The following is a 15824-nucleotide window of genomic DNA, read 5'->3' as shown; positions in this document are numbered from 1 at the left end:
TAGCTCGGGACCGCTACCACTCGATGCCGCGCTGGCCCTTGCGGCCGGCGTCCATCGGGTGCTTGACCTTGGTCATCTCGGTGACCAGGTCGGCGAAGTCGGTCAGCGCCTCCGGCGCGTACCGGCCGGTGATGACGACGTGCTGGCTGCCCGGGCGGTCCTTGAGCACGGCCACCACCTCCGCCGGGTCGATCCAGCCCCAGTGCATCGGGTAGGTGAACTCGTCCAGCACGTAGAAGCGGTAGGTCTCGGCGGCCAGATCGCGCTTGACCTGCTCCCAGCCCTCCTTGGCCGCCGCCTCGCTGTCCAGCTCCATCGCGCTGGAGCGCTGGATCCAGGACCAGCCGGAGCCCATCTTGTGCCAGTCGACGGTGCCGCCCTCGCCGGAGGCGCCGAGCACCCGCAGGGCGTTCTCCTCGCCGACCTTCCACTTGGCGGACTTCACGAACTGGAACACCCCGACCGGCCAGCCCTGGTTCCAGGCGCGCAGCGCCATGCCGAACGCGGCGGTGGACTTTCCCTTGCCGGGGCCGGTGTGGACGGCGGTGATCGGCAGGGTACGGCGCTGACGGGTCGTCAGGCCGTCCTCGGGGACGCTCTCGGGGACACCCTTGGGCATGTCGGCTCAGGCCGCCTTTCGCGATGCGGTGGTGCTCGGACGGTTCGTGCTGCTCGGCTGGTTCGTGCTGCTCTGCCGGCTCGTGGCGCTCGGACGGTTCGTGCCGCCCGGACGGTTGGTCCCGGTCGGACGGCTCTCGCGGACGAGCGAGGCGACGCCGTCGGCGCGCAGCTCGTCCAGGGTCACGGAGGCGGCGCGCAGCCGTGCCGCCAGGGCGCCGGCCAGGCCGAGCCGGACCGGGCCGGACTCGCAGTCCAGCACCACGCTCGCCACGCCCTGCGCGGCCAGCAGCCCGGCCGCCCGGTGCGACTCGGCGACGGCGTTCCGGCCGCCGGTGGCCCGGCCGTCGGTCACCACGACCACCAGCGGCCGGCGGTCCGGGTCGCGCAGCCGCTCGACCCGCAGCACCTCGTGGGCCCGCAGCAGCCCGGCCGCCAGCGGGGTGCGCCCGCCGGTGGGCAGCGACTCCAGCCGGGCCGCGCCGACCTCCACCGAGGAGGTGGGCGGCAGCGCCAGCTCGGCCGAGGCGCCCCGGAAGGTGATCATGCCGATCTTGTCGCGGCGCTGGTAGGCGTCCATCAGCAGCGACAGCACCGCGCCCTTGACGGCGGTCATCCGCTGCCGGGCCGCCATCGAACCGGAGGCGTCCACCACGAACAGCACCAGGTTGGACTCCCGCCCCTGGCGCACCTGCTCGCGGAAGTCGTCCTTGTGCAGCACCAGCGCGCGCGAGGACCGCCCGCGCGCCACCTGGTGCGGAGCGGCGGCGCGCAGGGTGGCGCTCAGGTGCAGCCGGGCGAGCCGGCCGCGCGGGCGGCGGGCCCGGACGGTGTGGCCGCCGTCGGTCTCGGCGGGGGAGCGGCGGCCCTGGGCGCCGCGCCCGGTGCCGTCCACCGCGAACAGCCGGGTGCGGTACGGGTCGCCGGCCGCGACCGGCGCCGACTCCCGCGCGGGGGAGGGGTGCTGGGCCGGGACGGGCTGCGGGGCGGCGTCCTCCCCGGGGCCCTCCCCGGGGGCCGGGTCCGCCGCCTCCACGGGCGGGCCGTCCGGACCGGAGGGCTCCGGCGCGCCGCCGCCCCCGCCGCCGTCGGGGCCGCCGTCCTGCGGACCGCCGCCGTCCGGCCCGTCCGGGTCGTCGTCCGGGTCCGGGCCGTCCTGCGACTCCCCGGCCGCCGAAGGCTCGGGCTCCGGCTCGGGCTCCTGCCGGGCCTGCTCCTCCAGCACCCGGTCCAACTGCTCCTCGTCCAGCCCGGGCGCGTCGAACGGGTTGCGCCGGCGGCGGTGCGGCAGCGCCAGCTGGGCGGCCTTGCGGACGTCCTCCGCCAGCACCTCGGTGCGCCCGGCCCAGGCGGCCAGCGCGACGGCGGTGCGCGCCATCACGATGTCCGCACGCAGCCCGTCCACCTCGAACGCCGCGCAGACGGCGGTGATCTGGCGCAGCGCCGTGTCGGTCAGCTCCACCTGCGGCAGCAGCTCGCGCGCGGCGGTGATCCGGGCCGCCAGCGCCCGCTCGTCCGCGGCGAAGCGGGCGGCGAACGCGGCCGGGTCGGCGTCGTAGCCGAGCCGGCGGCGCACCACCTCGGCGCGCTCCGCGGGCTCCCGGGTCGCGGCGATCTCCACCGTCAGGCCGAACCGGTCGAGCAGCTGCGGCCGCAGCTCGCCCTCCTCCGGGTTCATCGTGCCGACCAGCAGGAAGCGCGCCGCGTGCCGCACCGACACGCCCTCGCGCTCGACGTAGGAGCGGCCCATCGCGGCGGCGTCCAGCAGCAGGTCCACCACGTGGTCCTGGAGCAGGTTGACCTCGTCGATGTAGAGCACGCCGCGGTGCGCCCGGGCGAGCAGGCCCGGCTCGTACGCCTTGACGCCCTCGGCGAGCGCCCGCTCCAGGTCCAGCGAGCCGACGATCCGGTCCTCGGACACGCCGACCGGCAGCTCGACCAGCTCGGCCGGGCGCCGCGAGGCCGTCCCGCCGTCGTGCGCGCCGTCCGGGCACTGCGGGTCCGGCGCCGCCGGGTCGCAGGCGAAGCGGCAGCCGTCGACGGTCGCGATGGACGGCAGCAGCCCGGCCAGCGCGCGCACCATGGTCGACTTGGCGGTGCCCTTCTCGCCGCGCACCAGCACCCCGCCGACCGCGGGCGAGACGGCGTTCAGCAGCAGGCCGAGCCGCAGGTCGGCCATGCCCACGATGGCCGTGAACGGGTATCGGACGTCACTCATGCATGCTCCCCAGGGGCTCCGGGCGCCAGGAACGGCAGCGATCCGGCCGCCGGCACCCCGCCCTCGATCAGCTTCCACAACGCGTCGGTGTCCGCGTGCTCCTCGATCAGCGCGCCCAGCCGGTCCAGCCGGGCCTCCCGCGCGGCGGCGAACGAGGTGTCCGGCGCGGGCACGAACGCCCGCCCGGCGGCCTGCGCGACCTCGCGCAGCAGCGCGCGCCGGAAGCCGTCGTTCTCCAGCGCGCCGTGCCAGGTGGTCCCCCACACCTGGCCCACCCGGCAGCCGTCCAGGAACGGTTCCCCGCCCTCGACGGCCACCACGCCGTGGTGGATCTCGTACCCCTCGACCCGCTCGCCGTAGGCCTCGCCGACCGGCCGGCCGAGCACCTTCGCGGCGCCGAACCGCACCCGGGTCGGCAACAGCCCGAGCCCGTCCACCGCGCCCGCCTTCGACTCGACCTCGTCCACGATCGAGCGGGCCAGCATCTGGTAGCCGCCGCAGACGCCGAGCAGCGGCCGCCCGGCCGCCGCCCGCGCCTTCAGCACCGGTTCCAGGCCGCGCTCGCGCAGCCAGGCGAGGTCCGCGACGGTGGCCCGGGTGCCGGGCAGCACGACGAGGTCGGCGTCGGCCAGCTCCTCCGGCCGGGTGGCCCAGCGGACCAGCACGCCGGGCTCCTGGGCGAGCGCGTCCAGGTCGGTGAAGTTGGACAGCCGGGGGAAGCGCAGCACGGCCACCCGCAGCACGTCCGCGCCGAACGGGCCGCGCGCCGCGGTCCGGTCGACGACGGTGGACAGGTCGAGCGAGTCCTCGGCGTCCAGCCAGAGGTCCGGCAGCATCGGCAGGGTGCCGAGCACCGGGCGGCCGGTCAGCTCGCGCAGCATCTCCAGGCCCGGCGCGAGCAGCCGCGCGTCGCCGCGGAACTTGTTGACGAACCAGCCCGCCACGTGCCGCTGGTCCTCCGCCGACAGCAGCGCCAGCGTCCCGTACATCGCCGCGAACACGCCGCCGCGGTCGATGTCCCCGACCACCACGACCGGCAGTCCGGCGGCGGTGGCCAGGCCCATGTTGGCGATGTCGCGGTCGCGCAGGTTGATCTCGGCGGGCGATCCCGCGCCCTCGCAGACCACCACGTCGAAGCGGCCGCGCAGGTCCGCCAGGCACTCCAGGGCGCGTTCCAGCAGCACCGGCTTGCGCTCGCGGTAGTCCAGCGCGCCGACCTCGGCGACCGGGCGGCCCAGCAGCACCACCTGGCTGCGGCCGTCCGCGCCGGGCTTGAGCAGCACCGGGTTCATCGCCGCCTCCGGCTCCACCCGGGCGGCCTGCGCCTGCATCGCCTGCGCGCGGCCGATCTCGGCGCCGTCGGCGGTGACGAAGGAGTTCAGCGACATGTTCTGCGCCTTGAACGGCGCGACCGCGACACCCTGCCGGGCCAGCCAGCGGCAGATGCCCGCGGTGACCACGCTCTTGCCGGCGTCCGAGGTCGTCCCGGCGACCAGCAGCGCCTTGCTCATGACCCACTCCTCCGCTTCCTCACCAGGGCCGCCCGGAGCAGCAGGTGCCCGGCGACCGTCGTACCCAGGGCCAGCGCGCTCACCCGCCGGGAGAGCACACAGGCCCGCTCGATGTCGTCCACGCGCACCGGTCGCAGCTCCCCGCCCAGCTCGGGCCGGTGCTCCACCCGCTCGCCGTACCGCAGCGTCCCGCCGAGCCGCACGCCCACCGCGCCCGCGAAGGCCGACTCGGCCTGGCCGGCGTTCGGGCTGGGGTGGGCGGAGCCGTCGCGGCGCCAGATCCGCCAGGCGGTGCGCGGCTCGGCGGCGGCGGCCACCGTCAGCAGCGCGGTCAGCCGCGCGCCCGGCCAGCCCGCGACGTCGTCCAGCCGCGCCGAGGCCCAGCCGAACCGGGCGTAGCGGGGCGAGCGGTGACCGACCATCGCGTCCAGGGTGTTCACCGCGCGGAACGCCAGCAGGCCGGGCGTGCCCGCCAGGCCGCCCCAGACCAGGGCGTTGACCACGGCGTCGGCGGTGTTCTCGGCCACCGACTCGACGACGGCGCGGGCCAGCTGCCGCTCGTCCAGCGCGCTCGGGTCGCGTCCGCACAGGTGCGGCAGCCGTTCCCGGGCCGCCGTCAGATCGCCCGCCGCGAGCGAACCGCCGATGGTGCGGGCCTCCCGGGTCAGCGAGGTGCCGCCGAGCACCGTCCAGGTCGCGGCGGCGGCGAGGGCGGCCCGGCCGAGCGGACGGCGGGCCAGCAGCCGGTCGGCGGCCAGCGCGCCGGCCGCGACGGTGCCCACGGCGAGGGCGGTGAAGGCGGCGCCGGCGGCGCGGTGGTCGCGCCACAGCAGGCGCTCCAGCCGGGCGGCGGCGGAGCCGAAGCCGGCCACCGGGTGGCCGCGGCGCGGGTCGCCGAAGCGGGCGTCGGCCAGGTAGCCGGCGACGGCGCCCGCGCCGAAGGCGACGGCCCGGCTCGGCGGGCGCACGGCAGGGCGCAGCATCGCGTGCGTGTCCTCACTCAGGGTCCGCGCCCTGGATCGACGAACGGGGGGCGAGAGTCTCCTGGCTTCCGGGTCGGACGCGCGATCCGGGCCTTCCAGCGGCTTCTGACGGCCCGCCGTGGCGTGTTCCGGTCGTGCTCCCCGGTGACAGTGGCGGGACCGCGCCGGACTCGCACCGGCTTCCTCTGCATGCCTCCGTATGGCTGAAGGATCCCATCACGGGCCCGAACCGGGAGTCAACCGACGCCGTCCGGGGCGTTGGTCACATGCCGCGCCGTCCCGTCCCGCCGGTGTGACCTTCCTCCCGGAACAACCCGTACGGCCGTGTCCTACTGGCTTCCCCCCGTCCGCGCGAGTGGACTGAGGGGTGGGTCCGGAACACCGAGCGGCCAGACCCCGAAGCAGCCAGAGACCGAGCACCGGGGAGCGAGTATGCGTTGGGGAATCGCGGCCACCGTGGCGGCCGCCGCCGTCGGCACCGGGGCCGCCGTCCTGCTGATCGGCCGCAAGGCGTCCGAGCGGATGGTCCGTCCGACCGGGGACGCCCGCGACTGGACCGGCCCGGTCGTCGTCCGCGGCCTCGGCGCGGGGCAGGTCGCCTTCACCCGCACCGCGGTGAGCGAGCGCCCGGGCCGCTGGGCCGTCGAGTGGGGCGAGGACGGCCACGCGGTGGTCGAGGAGGTCCTGCGCCGCGACGACCAGGGCGTCACCCGCCGCCTGGTGCGCGCCGACCGCGGCACCCTCACCCCCGGGACCGAGGTCCGCTTCACCCCCCGGGTGCACCTCGGCGACCCGGCCTCGGCGCTCGGCCTGCCGTTCGCCGAGACGGCCGTCGAGGGCGAGCTGGGCGCGATGCCCGCCTGGCGGCTGGACGGCAAGCGCGGCACCTGGGTGGTCCTGGTGCACGGGCCCGACGCCGACCGCGGGCAGGTCCTGCCGGTCCTTCCCGAGCTGCGGCGCCTCGGCCTGCCCGCGCTCGCCGTCACCTACCGCGGGGACGCCGGCGCGCCCCCGTCCCCGGACGGCCTCGGCCACTTCGGCGAGACGGAGTGGCGGGACGTCGAGGCCGCGGTGCGCACCGCCCTGGAGGGCGGCGCGGGCCGGGTCGTCCTCTACGGGTGGTCGCTCGGCGCCACGATGGCCCTGCACACCGCCGCCCGCTCGGACCTCGCCTCCTCGATCAGCAGTCTGGTCCTGGACTCCCCGGTGCTGGACTGGCCGGCCACCGCCCGCCGGGGCGCCGCCCGGTCCGGCTTCCGGGGCGCGAGCGCCGAACTCGGCGCGCTCGCCGCCCAGGGCCGCACCGGCGTGGATCTGGCCGACTTCGCCCGCCTCGCCGAGGGCACCGACCTGCGGGTGCCCACCCTGGTGCTGCACGGGCCCGACGACCCGGTGGCCCCGTTCGCCGCCGCCCGGCGCCTCGCCGACCGCCGCCCGGACGTCGTCAACCTCCAGGCCTTCCCCGGCGGTGACCACGCGGCCCTGTGGAACACCGCCCCGGACCGCTACGCCGAGACCCTCCGCCGCTGGCTCACTCCGTTCTGCTGATCGCCTTCCAGCCCCCCCTCGCGCGGAATTCCGCGGCACACCGGTTCCGTCTGGCATGGACTCGCCATAGAGATCAAGCCAGTCGGTTTGGCCTCTGTTGCCCGATCTTGTCGAGCCCCCACGCCCCCCTCCCGCCCCGCGCGGACAACCGGATGTGACAGATGGCCGGTACAAGGGGAAGACTGCTCGACGTGACGTCTCGGAATCCGCGCGACCGTGATGCCCCGCTCCCGCCGACGATCGGTACCGGTGCGACGGTGACCCGTCTCCCCGGAACGGCCCACCGCCCCGCCGGCGCGAGGCCGGGGGCCCCGGGCGTACCCCGCCGACGAGGCCCCGCCCCCGCACCCGGACGTGGCCGGGTCCCCGTGCCGGAGGGCTTCCCCGCTCCTGCCGAGCTCGCCCCGCTGGCCCGCCGCATGCTGGTCGACGCCGTCCGGATCGCCCGTTGGGCCGGCGAGCTCGACGAGGTCGACAAGCGCGGCGAGCTGCTCCCCGACGACGCCCGCGCCGCCGGCCTCGCGCTCGCCATGACGGTGGGCGCCGCCGCCAAGGCGTGGGGCCAGGCCCTGCTGGTCGGCCTGGTCGAGGCCAGGGACGGCGGCGCCGGCCCCGGCTGGCGCCTGCACGCCTGGGAGCACGACGACGAGGCGGTGGTCCGCGGCTGGTCGGCGCTGTTCGACGCCTGGACGCTGCTCGCCCCGGTCCCGCCCGCCGCTCTGCGGGGCGTCTTCGCGGTGCTCGCCGGGCAGGCCGTCGACCAGGCGCCGCAGCTGCTCTCCTTCCTCCACCTGGTGGACGGCCCGGTGGCCGACGTCGAGCTGCTGGAGCTGCTCCGGCGCGGCCTGGACGAGCGCCGGGTCGGCGGCGGCGAGGGCGCCTTCGGCCTCTCGCCCGTCCCGCACGCGGCCTCCGCGGTCTCCGCGGTCCGCGGCACCTGCCGCGAGCCGCAGATCGACACCCCGGCCTCGCCGGCCGACGTCGCCGCCGTCCTGGACTGGATGCTGGACGGCCTGGCCGCCGTCGGCGCGCTGGCGCGCCGGGACAACGCGGCCGAGCTCTCCCCGCTCGGGAACTGGGCGGTGCGGGCCAAGCTGGAGGAGATCTGCACCGTCGCGCAGACCGCCGCCGGCCACATCGAGCAGAGCGCGCTGGAGCTGCTGAGCGCCTGCGCCGACTACTCGCCCGGCCCGGCCCGCGCCGAGTACCGGGCCTGGCTGGCCGCCCGCCCGGCCGACCGGGCGGTGGCCGAGCTGCTGGAGGCCGCGCAGGGCGAGGACGCCCTGGTGCGCGGCCTGGCCTTCGAGGCGCTGCGGGTGGCCGGCGTGACCGCCGAGCAGGCCGTCCGGGCCGCCGTCGACGAGCCGGTGCTGCGCCCCTACGCGCTGCTCTGGCTGGCCGAGCGCTCGGACGAGGGGGTCTCCCCGGCCGATGTGCTGGGCGCGGAGGACGCCGCCTGGCTCTGGGTGGACACCGCCGCGGCCGTGCTCGACCACGGGGAAACGGAACTGCTGGTCGGCCACGTCGAGGGCGCCTCGGCCGGCGACCCGGTGCGGCTGTTCGCCCGGGCCCGGCAGTCCGGGCACCCGCGTGCGGCCTCGGTGCTGACCGCCGTCTCCGGCGTGCACCCGGACCCGGGCGTGGCCCGGGCGGCCCGCCGCTCGGCCTTCAGCGTCCACCGCGGCGGCGCGTAGCCGGGCCGGAGCGCACATGCGGAAGGGCCCGGCCCCCCGAGGGGAGCCGGGCCCTTCCGCATGCCCGGGAGGGGCGTCAGCCGATCCGCGACTCCGCGCGGCGGGCCCGGACGTCGCCGACCTTCTGGCCCACCTTGCGGCGGATGACCAGCAGCGGCGCCATCGCGGCGAGCGCGATCTGCGCGAACGCGCCGATGTGCAGCAGGTTGTCGCCGCCCGGCAGGCCGGTCGCCCAGGCCGCCAGGCAGCCGATCGAGACGACGATCCAGCAGAGCGTCGCGGTGGCCAGCAGGCCCTGCGGCTTGGGGTACTCGATCCGGCTGACCATCAGGTACGCCGCGCCGAAGATGGCGAGCAGACCGGGCAGGAACGGCGGGTCGAGCAGCACGATGGCGATCACCGTCATGGCGCCCATCGGGCAGGGCATGCCCTGGAAGACCCCGGGCCGCATCTTCACGGCGGAGAAGCGGGCGAGCCGCAGGACCACCGCGAGCAGCACGGTCAGCGCGATCAGGGCCGAAAGGCGGCTGTTGGAGCCGGGCGAGACCATGCCCCAGACCGCGACGAAGTAGGCCGGCGCGATGCCGAAGCTGATCAGGTCGGCCAGGTTGTCGAGCTCGGCCCCGAGCGCGGAGGAGCGCAGCTTGCGTGCCACCAGTCCGTCGAACAGGTCGCACATCGAGCCGATCAGCAGCAGCGTCACCGCGGTGGCGGCGCTGTGCTTGTCCGGCGCGGCGTCCGGGTTGGTGATGTGCGGGACGAGCACCCCGGTGGTGATCGAGTAGATCGCCAGGAAGCCGCAGACGGCGTTCCCCAGGGTCAGGAAGTCGGCGGTGGACAGGTGCTGCGGCGAACGCGGCGCGCGCAGCTCGCGGTCGCGGGCCCAGCGGCGGCGGCGCAGGGCCGTCTCCTCGTCCTCCAGGCCGACGATCGTCTCAGGATCAGTCACGGTCAAGGCGCGTCACCCCGGCGGTGGTCTTCTGGCCGACCTCGACGCCGACCTCGACGCCGGCCGGCAGGTAGGTGTCGACCCGGGACCCGAACCGGATCAGACCGATCCGCTCGCCCTGCTCGACCTTGGTACCGGCGTCCACGTACGGCACGATGCGGCGCGCCACGGCGCCCGCGATCTGCACCATCTCGATGTCGCCGAGCTCGGTGTCGAAGTGCCAGACGACCCGCTCGTTCTGGTCGCTGTCCTTGTTGAACGCCGGCACGAAGCCACCGGGCACGTGCTCGACGGAGGTCACGGTGCCGGGCAGCGGGGCCCGGTTCACGTGGACGTTGAGCGGACTCATGAAGATCGCCACACGGGTCCGGCCGTCCGGCCACGCGTCGATGCTCTGGACCACGCCGTCGGCGGGGGAGATCACTCTGCCCGTGCCGATCTCACGCTCGGGGTCGCGGAAGAACCACAGCATGCCGGCGCCGAGCGCACAGGCGGGTACCGCAGCCAGGGCCCACTTGCCACTGCGCCGGGTGAGGGCGGTGGTCACGGCGGCCGTGGCGAGGGTGGGGACGAACCAGGGGGTGGCTCCGCGCGCGATGGTCACGCGGGGTCGCCGACCGGCCGTCGTGGCTGCGAGGGCATCGCGGTCCGTGACGGAGGTGTGAGGGGACGGGCTGATGGGCATCGAAGACCTTTGTCGCGGGGGATCATGGCCGCTGGACGGGGGCCACCGCGGGATCGGGTAAGAGGGGACGTCTGCTGTCCCGGTGGATGCTATCGGGAGCAGACGGTGGGTGGGCAACCCGCCTGCTCGTCCTGTGACCTGCCGGAGGCGCGGTCGCGCCCCCTTCTCTACGACCGTAGCTCGCCCCGCTCCGGTTCCCAAGGGACCGGGCGAAGCTGGTGACTCATGTCTCAACAGTGCCCGTACGGCCGTCCGGGGCGGTCCGCCGAGGGCAGGTCAAGGGCCGGTCGAGGGGATGCCGAAGCGGCCGCAGGGCGCGTGACAGCAGCTGCACGCCCTACGGCCGCTTCGGTGGGCCGTGCCGGACCCGGGGCGGACCAGGCCGGCGGGTCGGGGCACGGCACGGTGCCGGGACGGGCCCGCACGCCCGTCGACCGGCGGCTTCCGGGGCCGGCGGATCACTCCGCGATGCGGTACTCCTCCAGCAGGCGGCGCCCGACGATCATCTTCTGGATCTCCGCAGTACCTTCACCGATCAGCAGCATCGGGGCCTCCCGGTAGAGCCGCTCGATCTCGTACTCCTTGGAGAAGCCGTAGCCGCCGTGGATCCGGAAGGAGTCCTCGACGACCTCCTTGCAGTACTCGGAGGCGAGGTACTTGGCCATGCCCGCCTCCAGGTCGTTGCGCTCGCCGCCGTCCTTCTTCCGGGCGGCCATGACCATCATCTGGTGGGCGGCCTCGACCTTGGTGGCCATCTCGGCGAGCTTGAACTGGATCGCCTGGTGCTCCGCGATCCTCTTGCCGAAGGTGGTGCGCTGCTGGGCGTAGGCGATGCCCAGCTCGAAGGCCCGGCGGGCGACGCCGCAGCCGCGCGCGGCCACGTTGACGCGGCCGACCTCGACGCCGTCCATCATCTGGTAGAAGCCGCGGCCGGGGACCCCGCCGAGGACCCGGTCGGCCGGGACGCGGACGTCCTGGAGGACCAGCTCGGTGGTGTCGACGCCCTTGTAGCCCATCTTCTCGATCTTGCCGGGCACGGTGAGGCCGGGGACGGTCGGGTTCGGTCCGAAGCCCGGCGTCTTCTCGATCAGGAAGGTGGTCATGTTCTTGTAGGGGGTGGAGCCGCCCTCGTCGGTCTTGCACAGCACCGCGACCAGGGTGGAGGTGCCGCCGTTGGTCAGCCACATCTTCTGGCCGTTGAGGACGTAGGAGTCGCCGTCCTTGACGCCCTTGGTGCTGATCGCGGCGACGTCGGAGCCCAGGCCCGGCTCGGACATCGAGAAGGCGCCGCGGATCTCGCCGGCCGCCATCCTCGGCAGGAAGTGCTCCTTCTGCTCCTGGGTGCCGTGCGCGTTGATCATGTGCGCGACGATGAAGTGGGTGTTGACGATGCCCGAGACGGACATCCAGCCGCGGGCGATCTCCTCCACCACCAGGGCGTAGGTGAGCAGCGACTCGCCGAGGCCGCCGTACTCCTCGGGGATGGTCAGGCCGAAGAGGCCGAGCTGCTTCATGCCCTCGACGATCGCGGCCGGGTACTCGTCCCGGTGCTCCAGCTCGGTCGCGACCGGGATGATCTCCTTGTCGACGAACTCGCGCACGGTGGCGAGGATGTCCCGCTGGATCTCGGTGAGGCCGTCGGTCTGTGCGAGGCGTCCCATCGTGCGGCTCCTGTCATGCCTGGGGGAAAGAGGAAGGGGGGACGGGGGCTCCGCGGGCGTGGCTTCCGCGGAGCCCCCGTGAACCGGGTCGGGCTGCGGCCGATGACGGCGGCCGGCCCGTCCGGGGCTCGATGGGCGAGGGGGGCCGAGGACTCAGCCGAGGGGGGTGGGGCGGCCGGGCTGCTCCCCGCCGCGCGCCTCGGTGTACGTCGCGGTCGGCACCATCACCTTGCGGCGGAAGACGCAGACGACCGTGCCGTCCTGCTTGTAGCCCTTGGTCTCGACGTACACGATGCCGCGGTCGTCCTTGGACTTGGACGGCCACTTGTCGAGCACGGTGGTCTCGCCGTAGATCGTGTCGCCGTGGAAGGTCGGCGCGACGTGCCGCAGCGACTCGATCTCCAGGTTGGCGATCGCCTTGCCGGAGACGTCCGGGACGGACATTCCGAGCAGCAGCGAGTAGACGTAGTTGCCCACCACGACGTTCCGGCCGAAGTCGGTGGTCCGCTCGGCGTAGTTGCCGTCCAGGTGGAGCGGGTGGTGGTTCATGGTGAGGAGGCAGAAGAGGTGGTCGTCGTACTCGGTGACCGTCTTGCCGGGCCAGTGCTTGTACACCGCGCCGACCTCGAACTCCTCGTAGGTGCGTCCGAACTGCATGGCTCAGCTCTCCGGGATCTCGAACTTGGTGGTGCGCTGGAGGCCGGCCGCCCGGCCCTTGCCGGAGACGACCAGCGCCATCTTGCGGCTGGCCTCGTCGATCATCTCGTCGCCGAGCATCGCCGAGCCCTTGAAGCCGCCGGCCTCGGAGGTGCACCAGTCGTAGGCGTCGAGGATCAGCTCGGCGTGGTCGTAGTCCTCCTGGGAGGGCGAGAAGATCTCGTTGGCGGCGGCGACCTGGTCCGGGTGCAGCACCCACTTGCCGTCGAAGCCCAGCGCGGCGGCGCGGCCGGCCACCTCGCGGTAGCCCTCCTGGTTGCGGATCTGGAGGTAGGGGCCGTCGATCGCCTGGAGGTCGTGGGCGCGGGCGGCCATCAGGATGCGCATCAGGATGTAGTGGTAGGCGTCGGCCGGGTAGCCGGGCGGCTGCTCGCCGACGACCAGGGACTTCATGTTGATCGAGGCCATGAAGTCGGCCGGGCCGAAGATGATGGTCTCCAGCCGGGGCGAGGCCTGGGCGATGGCGTCGACGTTGATGAGCCCCTTGGCGTTCTCGATCTGCGCCTCGATGCCGATCCGGCCGACCTCGAAGCCCATGGTCTTCTCGATCTGGGTGAGCAGCAGGTCGAGCGCCTTCACTTGCTCAGCGTCCTGGACCTTGGGCAGCATGATGCAGTCGAGGTTCGGGCCGGCGCCCTCGACGACGGTGATCACGTCGCGGTAGGTCCAGTGGGTGGTCCAGTCGTTGACCCGCACGACGCGGGTCTTGCCGCTCCAGTCGCCGTTGTTCAGGGCGTCGACGACGGAGTGCCGGGCGCTCTCCTTGACCAGCGGGGCGCAGGCGTCCTCCAGGTCGAGGAAGACCTGGTCGGCGGGCAGGCCCTGGGCCTTCTCCAGGAAGCGGGGGTTGCTGCCGGGGACGGCGAGGCAGGAGCGGCGCGGGCGCAGGCGGTTCGGGGCGGCGGGAGACGGGTGGGTCGTCACGGTGGTTCCTTCCGGGGTCAGCTGGTCGTGGCCGGGGCGGGCGTCCAGGGCTGGAGCCTGTTGGCCAGCCGGATCTCGTCCACGATCCGGCCGATGATGGTCGTGATGCCGAAGTCCTTCGGGGTGAACACGGCGGCGACGCCGGCGGCCCTGAGGGCCTCGCCGTCCGCTGCCGGGATGATGCCACCCACGATCACCGGGACATCCTCCACCCCGGCCCGGCGCAGCCGGTGCAGCACGTCGGGGACCAGCTCGGAGTGGGCGCCGGAGAGGATCGACAGGCCCACGCAGTGGACGTCCTCGGCGACGGAGGCCGCGACGATCTGCTCGGGGGTGAGCCGGATGCCCTGGTAGACCACCTCGAACCCGGCGTCGCGGGCCCGGACGGCGATCTGCTCGGCCCCGTTGGAGTGCCCGTCCAGACCGGGCTTGCCGACCAGCAGGCGCAGCTTGCCGGCGCCCAGCTCGGCGGCGGTCGCGGCGACGGCCTCACGCACCGCGGCCAGCTCGCCGCCGGGCTCGGCCGCGACCGCGACCGGGGCGCCGCCGACGCCGGTGGGCGCGCGGTACTCGCCGAACACCTCGCGCAGGGCGAAGGCCCACTCGCCGGTGGTGACCCCGGCGCGGGCACAGGCCAGGGTGGCCGGCACGAGGTTGTCGGCGGTGGCGGCGACGGCCTTGAGCTCCTCCAGGGCGCGCAGTGCGGCGGCCTCGTCGCGCTGCCCGCGCCAGGCCTCCAGGGCGGTCAGCACCGACTGCTCGGAGGCCGGGTCGACGACCATGATCGCGGTGTCGAGGTCGGCCGTGAGCGGGCTCTCCTCGGTGGTGTCGAAGCAGTTCACCCCGACGATCCGGTCCTCGCCGGACTCGATCCGGGCCCGCCGGGCCGCGTGCGAGGCGACCAGGTTGGACTTCAGGTAGCCGGACTCGACGGCCGGGATGACCCCGCCCATCTCCAGCACCTTGGCGATCTCGGCCTCGGCGCCGGCCAGCAGCGCGGCGGTCTTGGCCTCGACCACCTCGGAGCCGTTGAAGAGGTCCCCGTACTCCAGCAGGTCGGACTCGTAGGCGAGCACCTGCTGGATCCGCAGCGACCACTGCTGGTCCCACGGGCGGGGCAGGCCGAGCGCCTCGTTCCAGGCGGGCAGCTGGACGGCGCGGGCGCGGGCGTCCTTGGAGAGGGTGACGGCGAGCATCTCCAGCACGATCCGCTGGACGTTGTTCTCCGGCTGCGCCTCGGTCAGGCCGAGCGAGTTGACCTGGACGCCGTAGCGGAACCGGCGCTGCTTGGGGTCCTCGATGCCGTACCGCTCGCGGGTGACCTTCTCCCAGAGCCGGCCGAAGGCCCGCATCTTGCACATCTCCTCGACGAATCGCACGCCGGCGTTGACGAAGAAGGAGATCCGGGCGACCACCTCGCCCATCCGCTCGGCCGGCACCTGGCCGGAGTCGCGGACGGCGTCCAGCACCTCGATCGCCGTGCACATCGCGTAGGCGATCTCCTGGACCGGGGTGGCCCCGGCCTCCTGGAGGTGGTAGCTGCAGATGTTGATCGGGTTCCACTTCGGGATGTTCCCGACCGTGTAGGCGATCATGTCGGTGATCAGGCGCACCGAGGGGCCGGGCGGGAAGACGTGCGTCCCGCGCGACAGGTACTCCTTGACGATGTCGTTCTGGGTGGTGCCGGTGAGCTTGGCGATGTCGGCGCCCTGCTCCTCGGCGACCACCTGGTAGAGCGCCAGCAGCCACATCGCGGTGGCGTTGATGGTCATGGAGGTGTTGGTCTGTTCGAGCGGGATGCCGTCGAACAGGGTCCGCATGTCGCCGACGTGGCCGACCGGCACGCCGACCCGGCCGACCTCGCCGCGGGCGAGGACGTGGTCGGAGTCGTAGCCGGTCTGGGTCGGCAGGTCGAACGCCACCGAGAGGCCGGTCTGGCCCTTGGCCAGGTTCCGCCGGTACAGCGCGTTGGAGTCCTGGGCCGTGGAGTGCCCGGCGTAGGTGCGCATCAGCCAGGGGCGGTCGCGCTTCTGATCACTCATCGGGCGGCCCTCAGACGTCGCGGCTGGATCGGACGGTCCGCTCGTCGAGCTCGCGGAACAGGTTGATGGCCGGCAGGTGCCGGGCGCGCAGCTCGTGGTCGCGCACGCCCAGGCCCTCCTCGGGGGCCAGGCAGAGCACGCCGACCTTGCCCTGGTGCTTGTTGTGGTGCACGTCCAGCGCGGCCTGGCCGGTCTGCTCCAGCGGGTACACCTTGGAGACGGTGGGGTGGATCTTCCCCTTGGCCACCAGGCGGTTGGCCTCCCAGGCCTCGCG

At 74.3% G+C, this 15824-nt stretch carries 13 protein-coding genes and 1 riboswitch; of the genes, 2 read left to right on the top strand and 11 right to left on the bottom strand.

All coding sequences use genetic code 11. From position 1 onward, the window contains the following. Positions 1-13 precede the first annotated feature (13 nt). The 4 genes from cobO to ACFVFS_RS09225 are packed head-to-tail and all read right to left on the bottom strand — an operon-like array spanning position 14 to position 5330. Positions 14-619 (bottom strand): cob(I)yrinic acid a,c-diamide adenosyltransferase, encoded by a 606-nt coding sequence (gene cobO / locus ACFVFS_RS09240; RefSeq protein WP_380621828.1) that lies wholly within the window; start codon positions 617-619, stop codon positions 14-16. 6 nt (positions 620-625) lie between these two features. Next, on the bottom strand, positions 626-2836 hold the full coding sequence (locus ACFVFS_RS09235) for a putative cobaltochelatase (RefSeq protein ID WP_380621826.1): 2211 nt from the start codon (positions 2834-2836) through the stop codon (positions 626-628). Beyond that, positions 2833-4347 (bottom strand): cobyric acid synthase, encoded by a 1515-nt coding sequence (locus ACFVFS_RS09230; protein ID WP_380621824.1) that lies wholly within the window; start codon positions 4345-4347, stop codon positions 2833-2835. The genes ACFVFS_RS09235 and ACFVFS_RS09230 overlap by 4 nt, the downstream gene beginning before the upstream one ends. Then, the gene (locus ACFVFS_RS09225; protein WP_380621822.1) at positions 4344-5330 is read right to left on the bottom strand and encodes a cobalamin biosynthesis protein; all 987 of its coding nucleotides are present in this window, start codon (positions 5328-5330) and stop codon (positions 4344-4346) included. The genes ACFVFS_RS09230 and ACFVFS_RS09225 overlap by 4 nt, the downstream gene beginning before the upstream one ends. A 52-nt stretch (positions 5331-5382) precedes the next feature. After that, positions 5383-5543: riboswitch (cobalamin riboswitch) on the bottom strand. A 219-nt stretch (positions 5544-5762) separates the two neighbouring features. Between ACFVFS_RS09225 and ACFVFS_RS09220 the strand changes: the two genes are divergently transcribed. Then, the gene (locus ACFVFS_RS09220) at positions 5763-6878 is read left to right on the top strand and encodes an alpha/beta hydrolase family protein (RefSeq protein ID WP_380621820.1); all 1116 of its coding nucleotides are present in this window, start codon (positions 5763-5765) and stop codon (positions 6876-6878) included. Positions 6879-7246: 368 nt separating this feature from the next. Further along, positions 7247-8572, top strand: a complete 1326-nt coding sequence (locus ACFVFS_RS09215; protein WP_380621818.1) for a hypothetical protein — start codon at positions 7247-7249, stop codon at positions 8570-8572. A gap of 76 nt (positions 8573-8648) precedes the next feature. On the opposite strand, the gene ACFVFS_RS09210 is transcribed toward ACFVFS_RS09215, so the two are convergent. The 7 genes from ACFVFS_RS09210 to ACFVFS_RS09180 form a co-directional block, all read right to left on the bottom strand. Next, positions 8649-9527 (bottom strand): CDP-alcohol phosphatidyltransferase family protein, encoded by an 879-nt coding sequence (locus ACFVFS_RS09210; RefSeq protein WP_380621816.1) that lies wholly within the window; start codon positions 9525-9527, stop codon positions 8649-8651. Further along, positions 9514-10206, bottom strand: a complete 693-nt coding sequence (locus tag ACFVFS_RS09205; RefSeq protein ID WP_030398303.1) for a phosphatidylserine decarboxylase — start codon at positions 10204-10206, stop codon at positions 9514-9516. Before ACFVFS_RS09205 ends, ACFVFS_RS09210 begins: the two co-directional genes overlap by 14 nt. A gap of 458 nt (positions 10207-10664) precedes the next feature. Continuing rightward, positions 10665-11867 carry an acyl-CoA dehydrogenase family protein gene (locus tag ACFVFS_RS09200; protein ID WP_380621814.1) on the bottom strand — a complete coding sequence of 401 codons (1203 nt, stop codon included), beginning with the start codon at positions 11865-11867 and terminating at the stop codon, positions 10665-10667. Between the two features lie 153 nt (positions 11868-12020). Next, entirely contained in the window at positions 12021-12524 is a 504-nt protein-coding gene (locus ACFVFS_RS09195; RefSeq protein ID WP_380621812.1) for a MaoC family dehydratase, read from the bottom strand. 3 nt (positions 12525-12527) lie between these two features. Beyond that, positions 12528-13508 (bottom strand): HpcH/HpaI aldolase/citrate lyase family protein, encoded by a 981-nt coding sequence (locus ACFVFS_RS09190; protein WP_380621810.1) that lies wholly within the window; start codon positions 13506-13508, stop codon positions 12528-12530. Between the two features lie 17 nt (positions 13509-13525). Then, positions 13526-15550 (bottom strand): protein meaA, encoded by a 2025-nt coding sequence (locus ACFVFS_RS09185; RefSeq protein WP_380621808.1) that lies wholly within the window; start codon positions 15548-15550, stop codon positions 13526-13528. 10 nt (positions 15551-15560) lie between these two features. Next, the coding region (locus ACFVFS_RS09180; protein ID WP_380621806.1) for a zinc-binding dehydrogenase at positions 15561-15824 on the bottom strand (264 nt) is incomplete at its 5' end.

The organism is Kitasatospora sp. NPDC057692, assembly GCF_042799475.1.
In the GTDB taxonomy this organism is placed as follows: Bacteria; Actinomycetota; Actinomycetes; order Streptomycetales; family Streptomycetaceae; genus Kitasatospora.
Note: the sequence above shows the minus strand (reverse complement) of the source record. Positions and strands in the feature narration are given on the sequence as shown.

What these genes read in the sequence shown, in the direction of transcription:
- cobO (WP_380621828.1), bottom strand. Translation starts at nt 619, where the DNA reads ATGCCCAAGGGTGTCCCCGAGAGCGTCCCCGAGGACGGCCTGACGACC.
- ACFVFS_RS09185 (WP_380621808.1), bottom strand. Translation starts at nt 15,550, where the DNA reads ATGAGTGATCAGAAGCGCGACCGCCCCTGGCTGATGCGCACCTACGCC.
- ACFVFS_RS09220 (WP_380621820.1), top strand. Translation starts at nt 5,763, where the DNA reads ATGCGTTGGGGAATCGCGGCCACCGTGGCGGCCGCCGCCGTCGGCACC.
- ACFVFS_RS09205 (WP_030398303.1), bottom strand. Translation starts at nt 10,206, where the DNA reads ATGCCCATCAGCCCGTCCCCTCACACCTCCGTCACGGACCGCGATGCC.
- ACFVFS_RS09195 (WP_380621812.1), bottom strand. Translation starts at nt 12,524, where the DNA reads ATGCAGTTCGGACGCACCTACGAGGAGTTCGAGGTCGGCGCGGTGTAC.
- ACFVFS_RS09235 (WP_380621826.1), bottom strand. Translation starts at nt 2,836, where the DNA reads ATGAGTGACGTCCGATACCCGTTCACGGCCATCGTGGGCATGGCCGAC.
- ACFVFS_RS09200 (WP_380621814.1), bottom strand. Translation starts at nt 11,867, where the DNA reads ATGGGACGCCTCGCACAGACCGACGGCCTCACCGAGATCCAGCGGGAC.
- ACFVFS_RS09225 (WP_380621822.1), bottom strand. Translation starts at nt 5,330, where the DNA reads ATGCTGCGCCCTGCCGTGCGCCCGCCGAGCCGGGCCGTCGCCTTCGGC.
- ACFVFS_RS09230 (WP_380621824.1), bottom strand. Translation starts at nt 4,347, where the DNA reads ATGAGCAAGGCGCTGCTGGTCGCCGGGACGACCTCGGACGCCGGCAAG.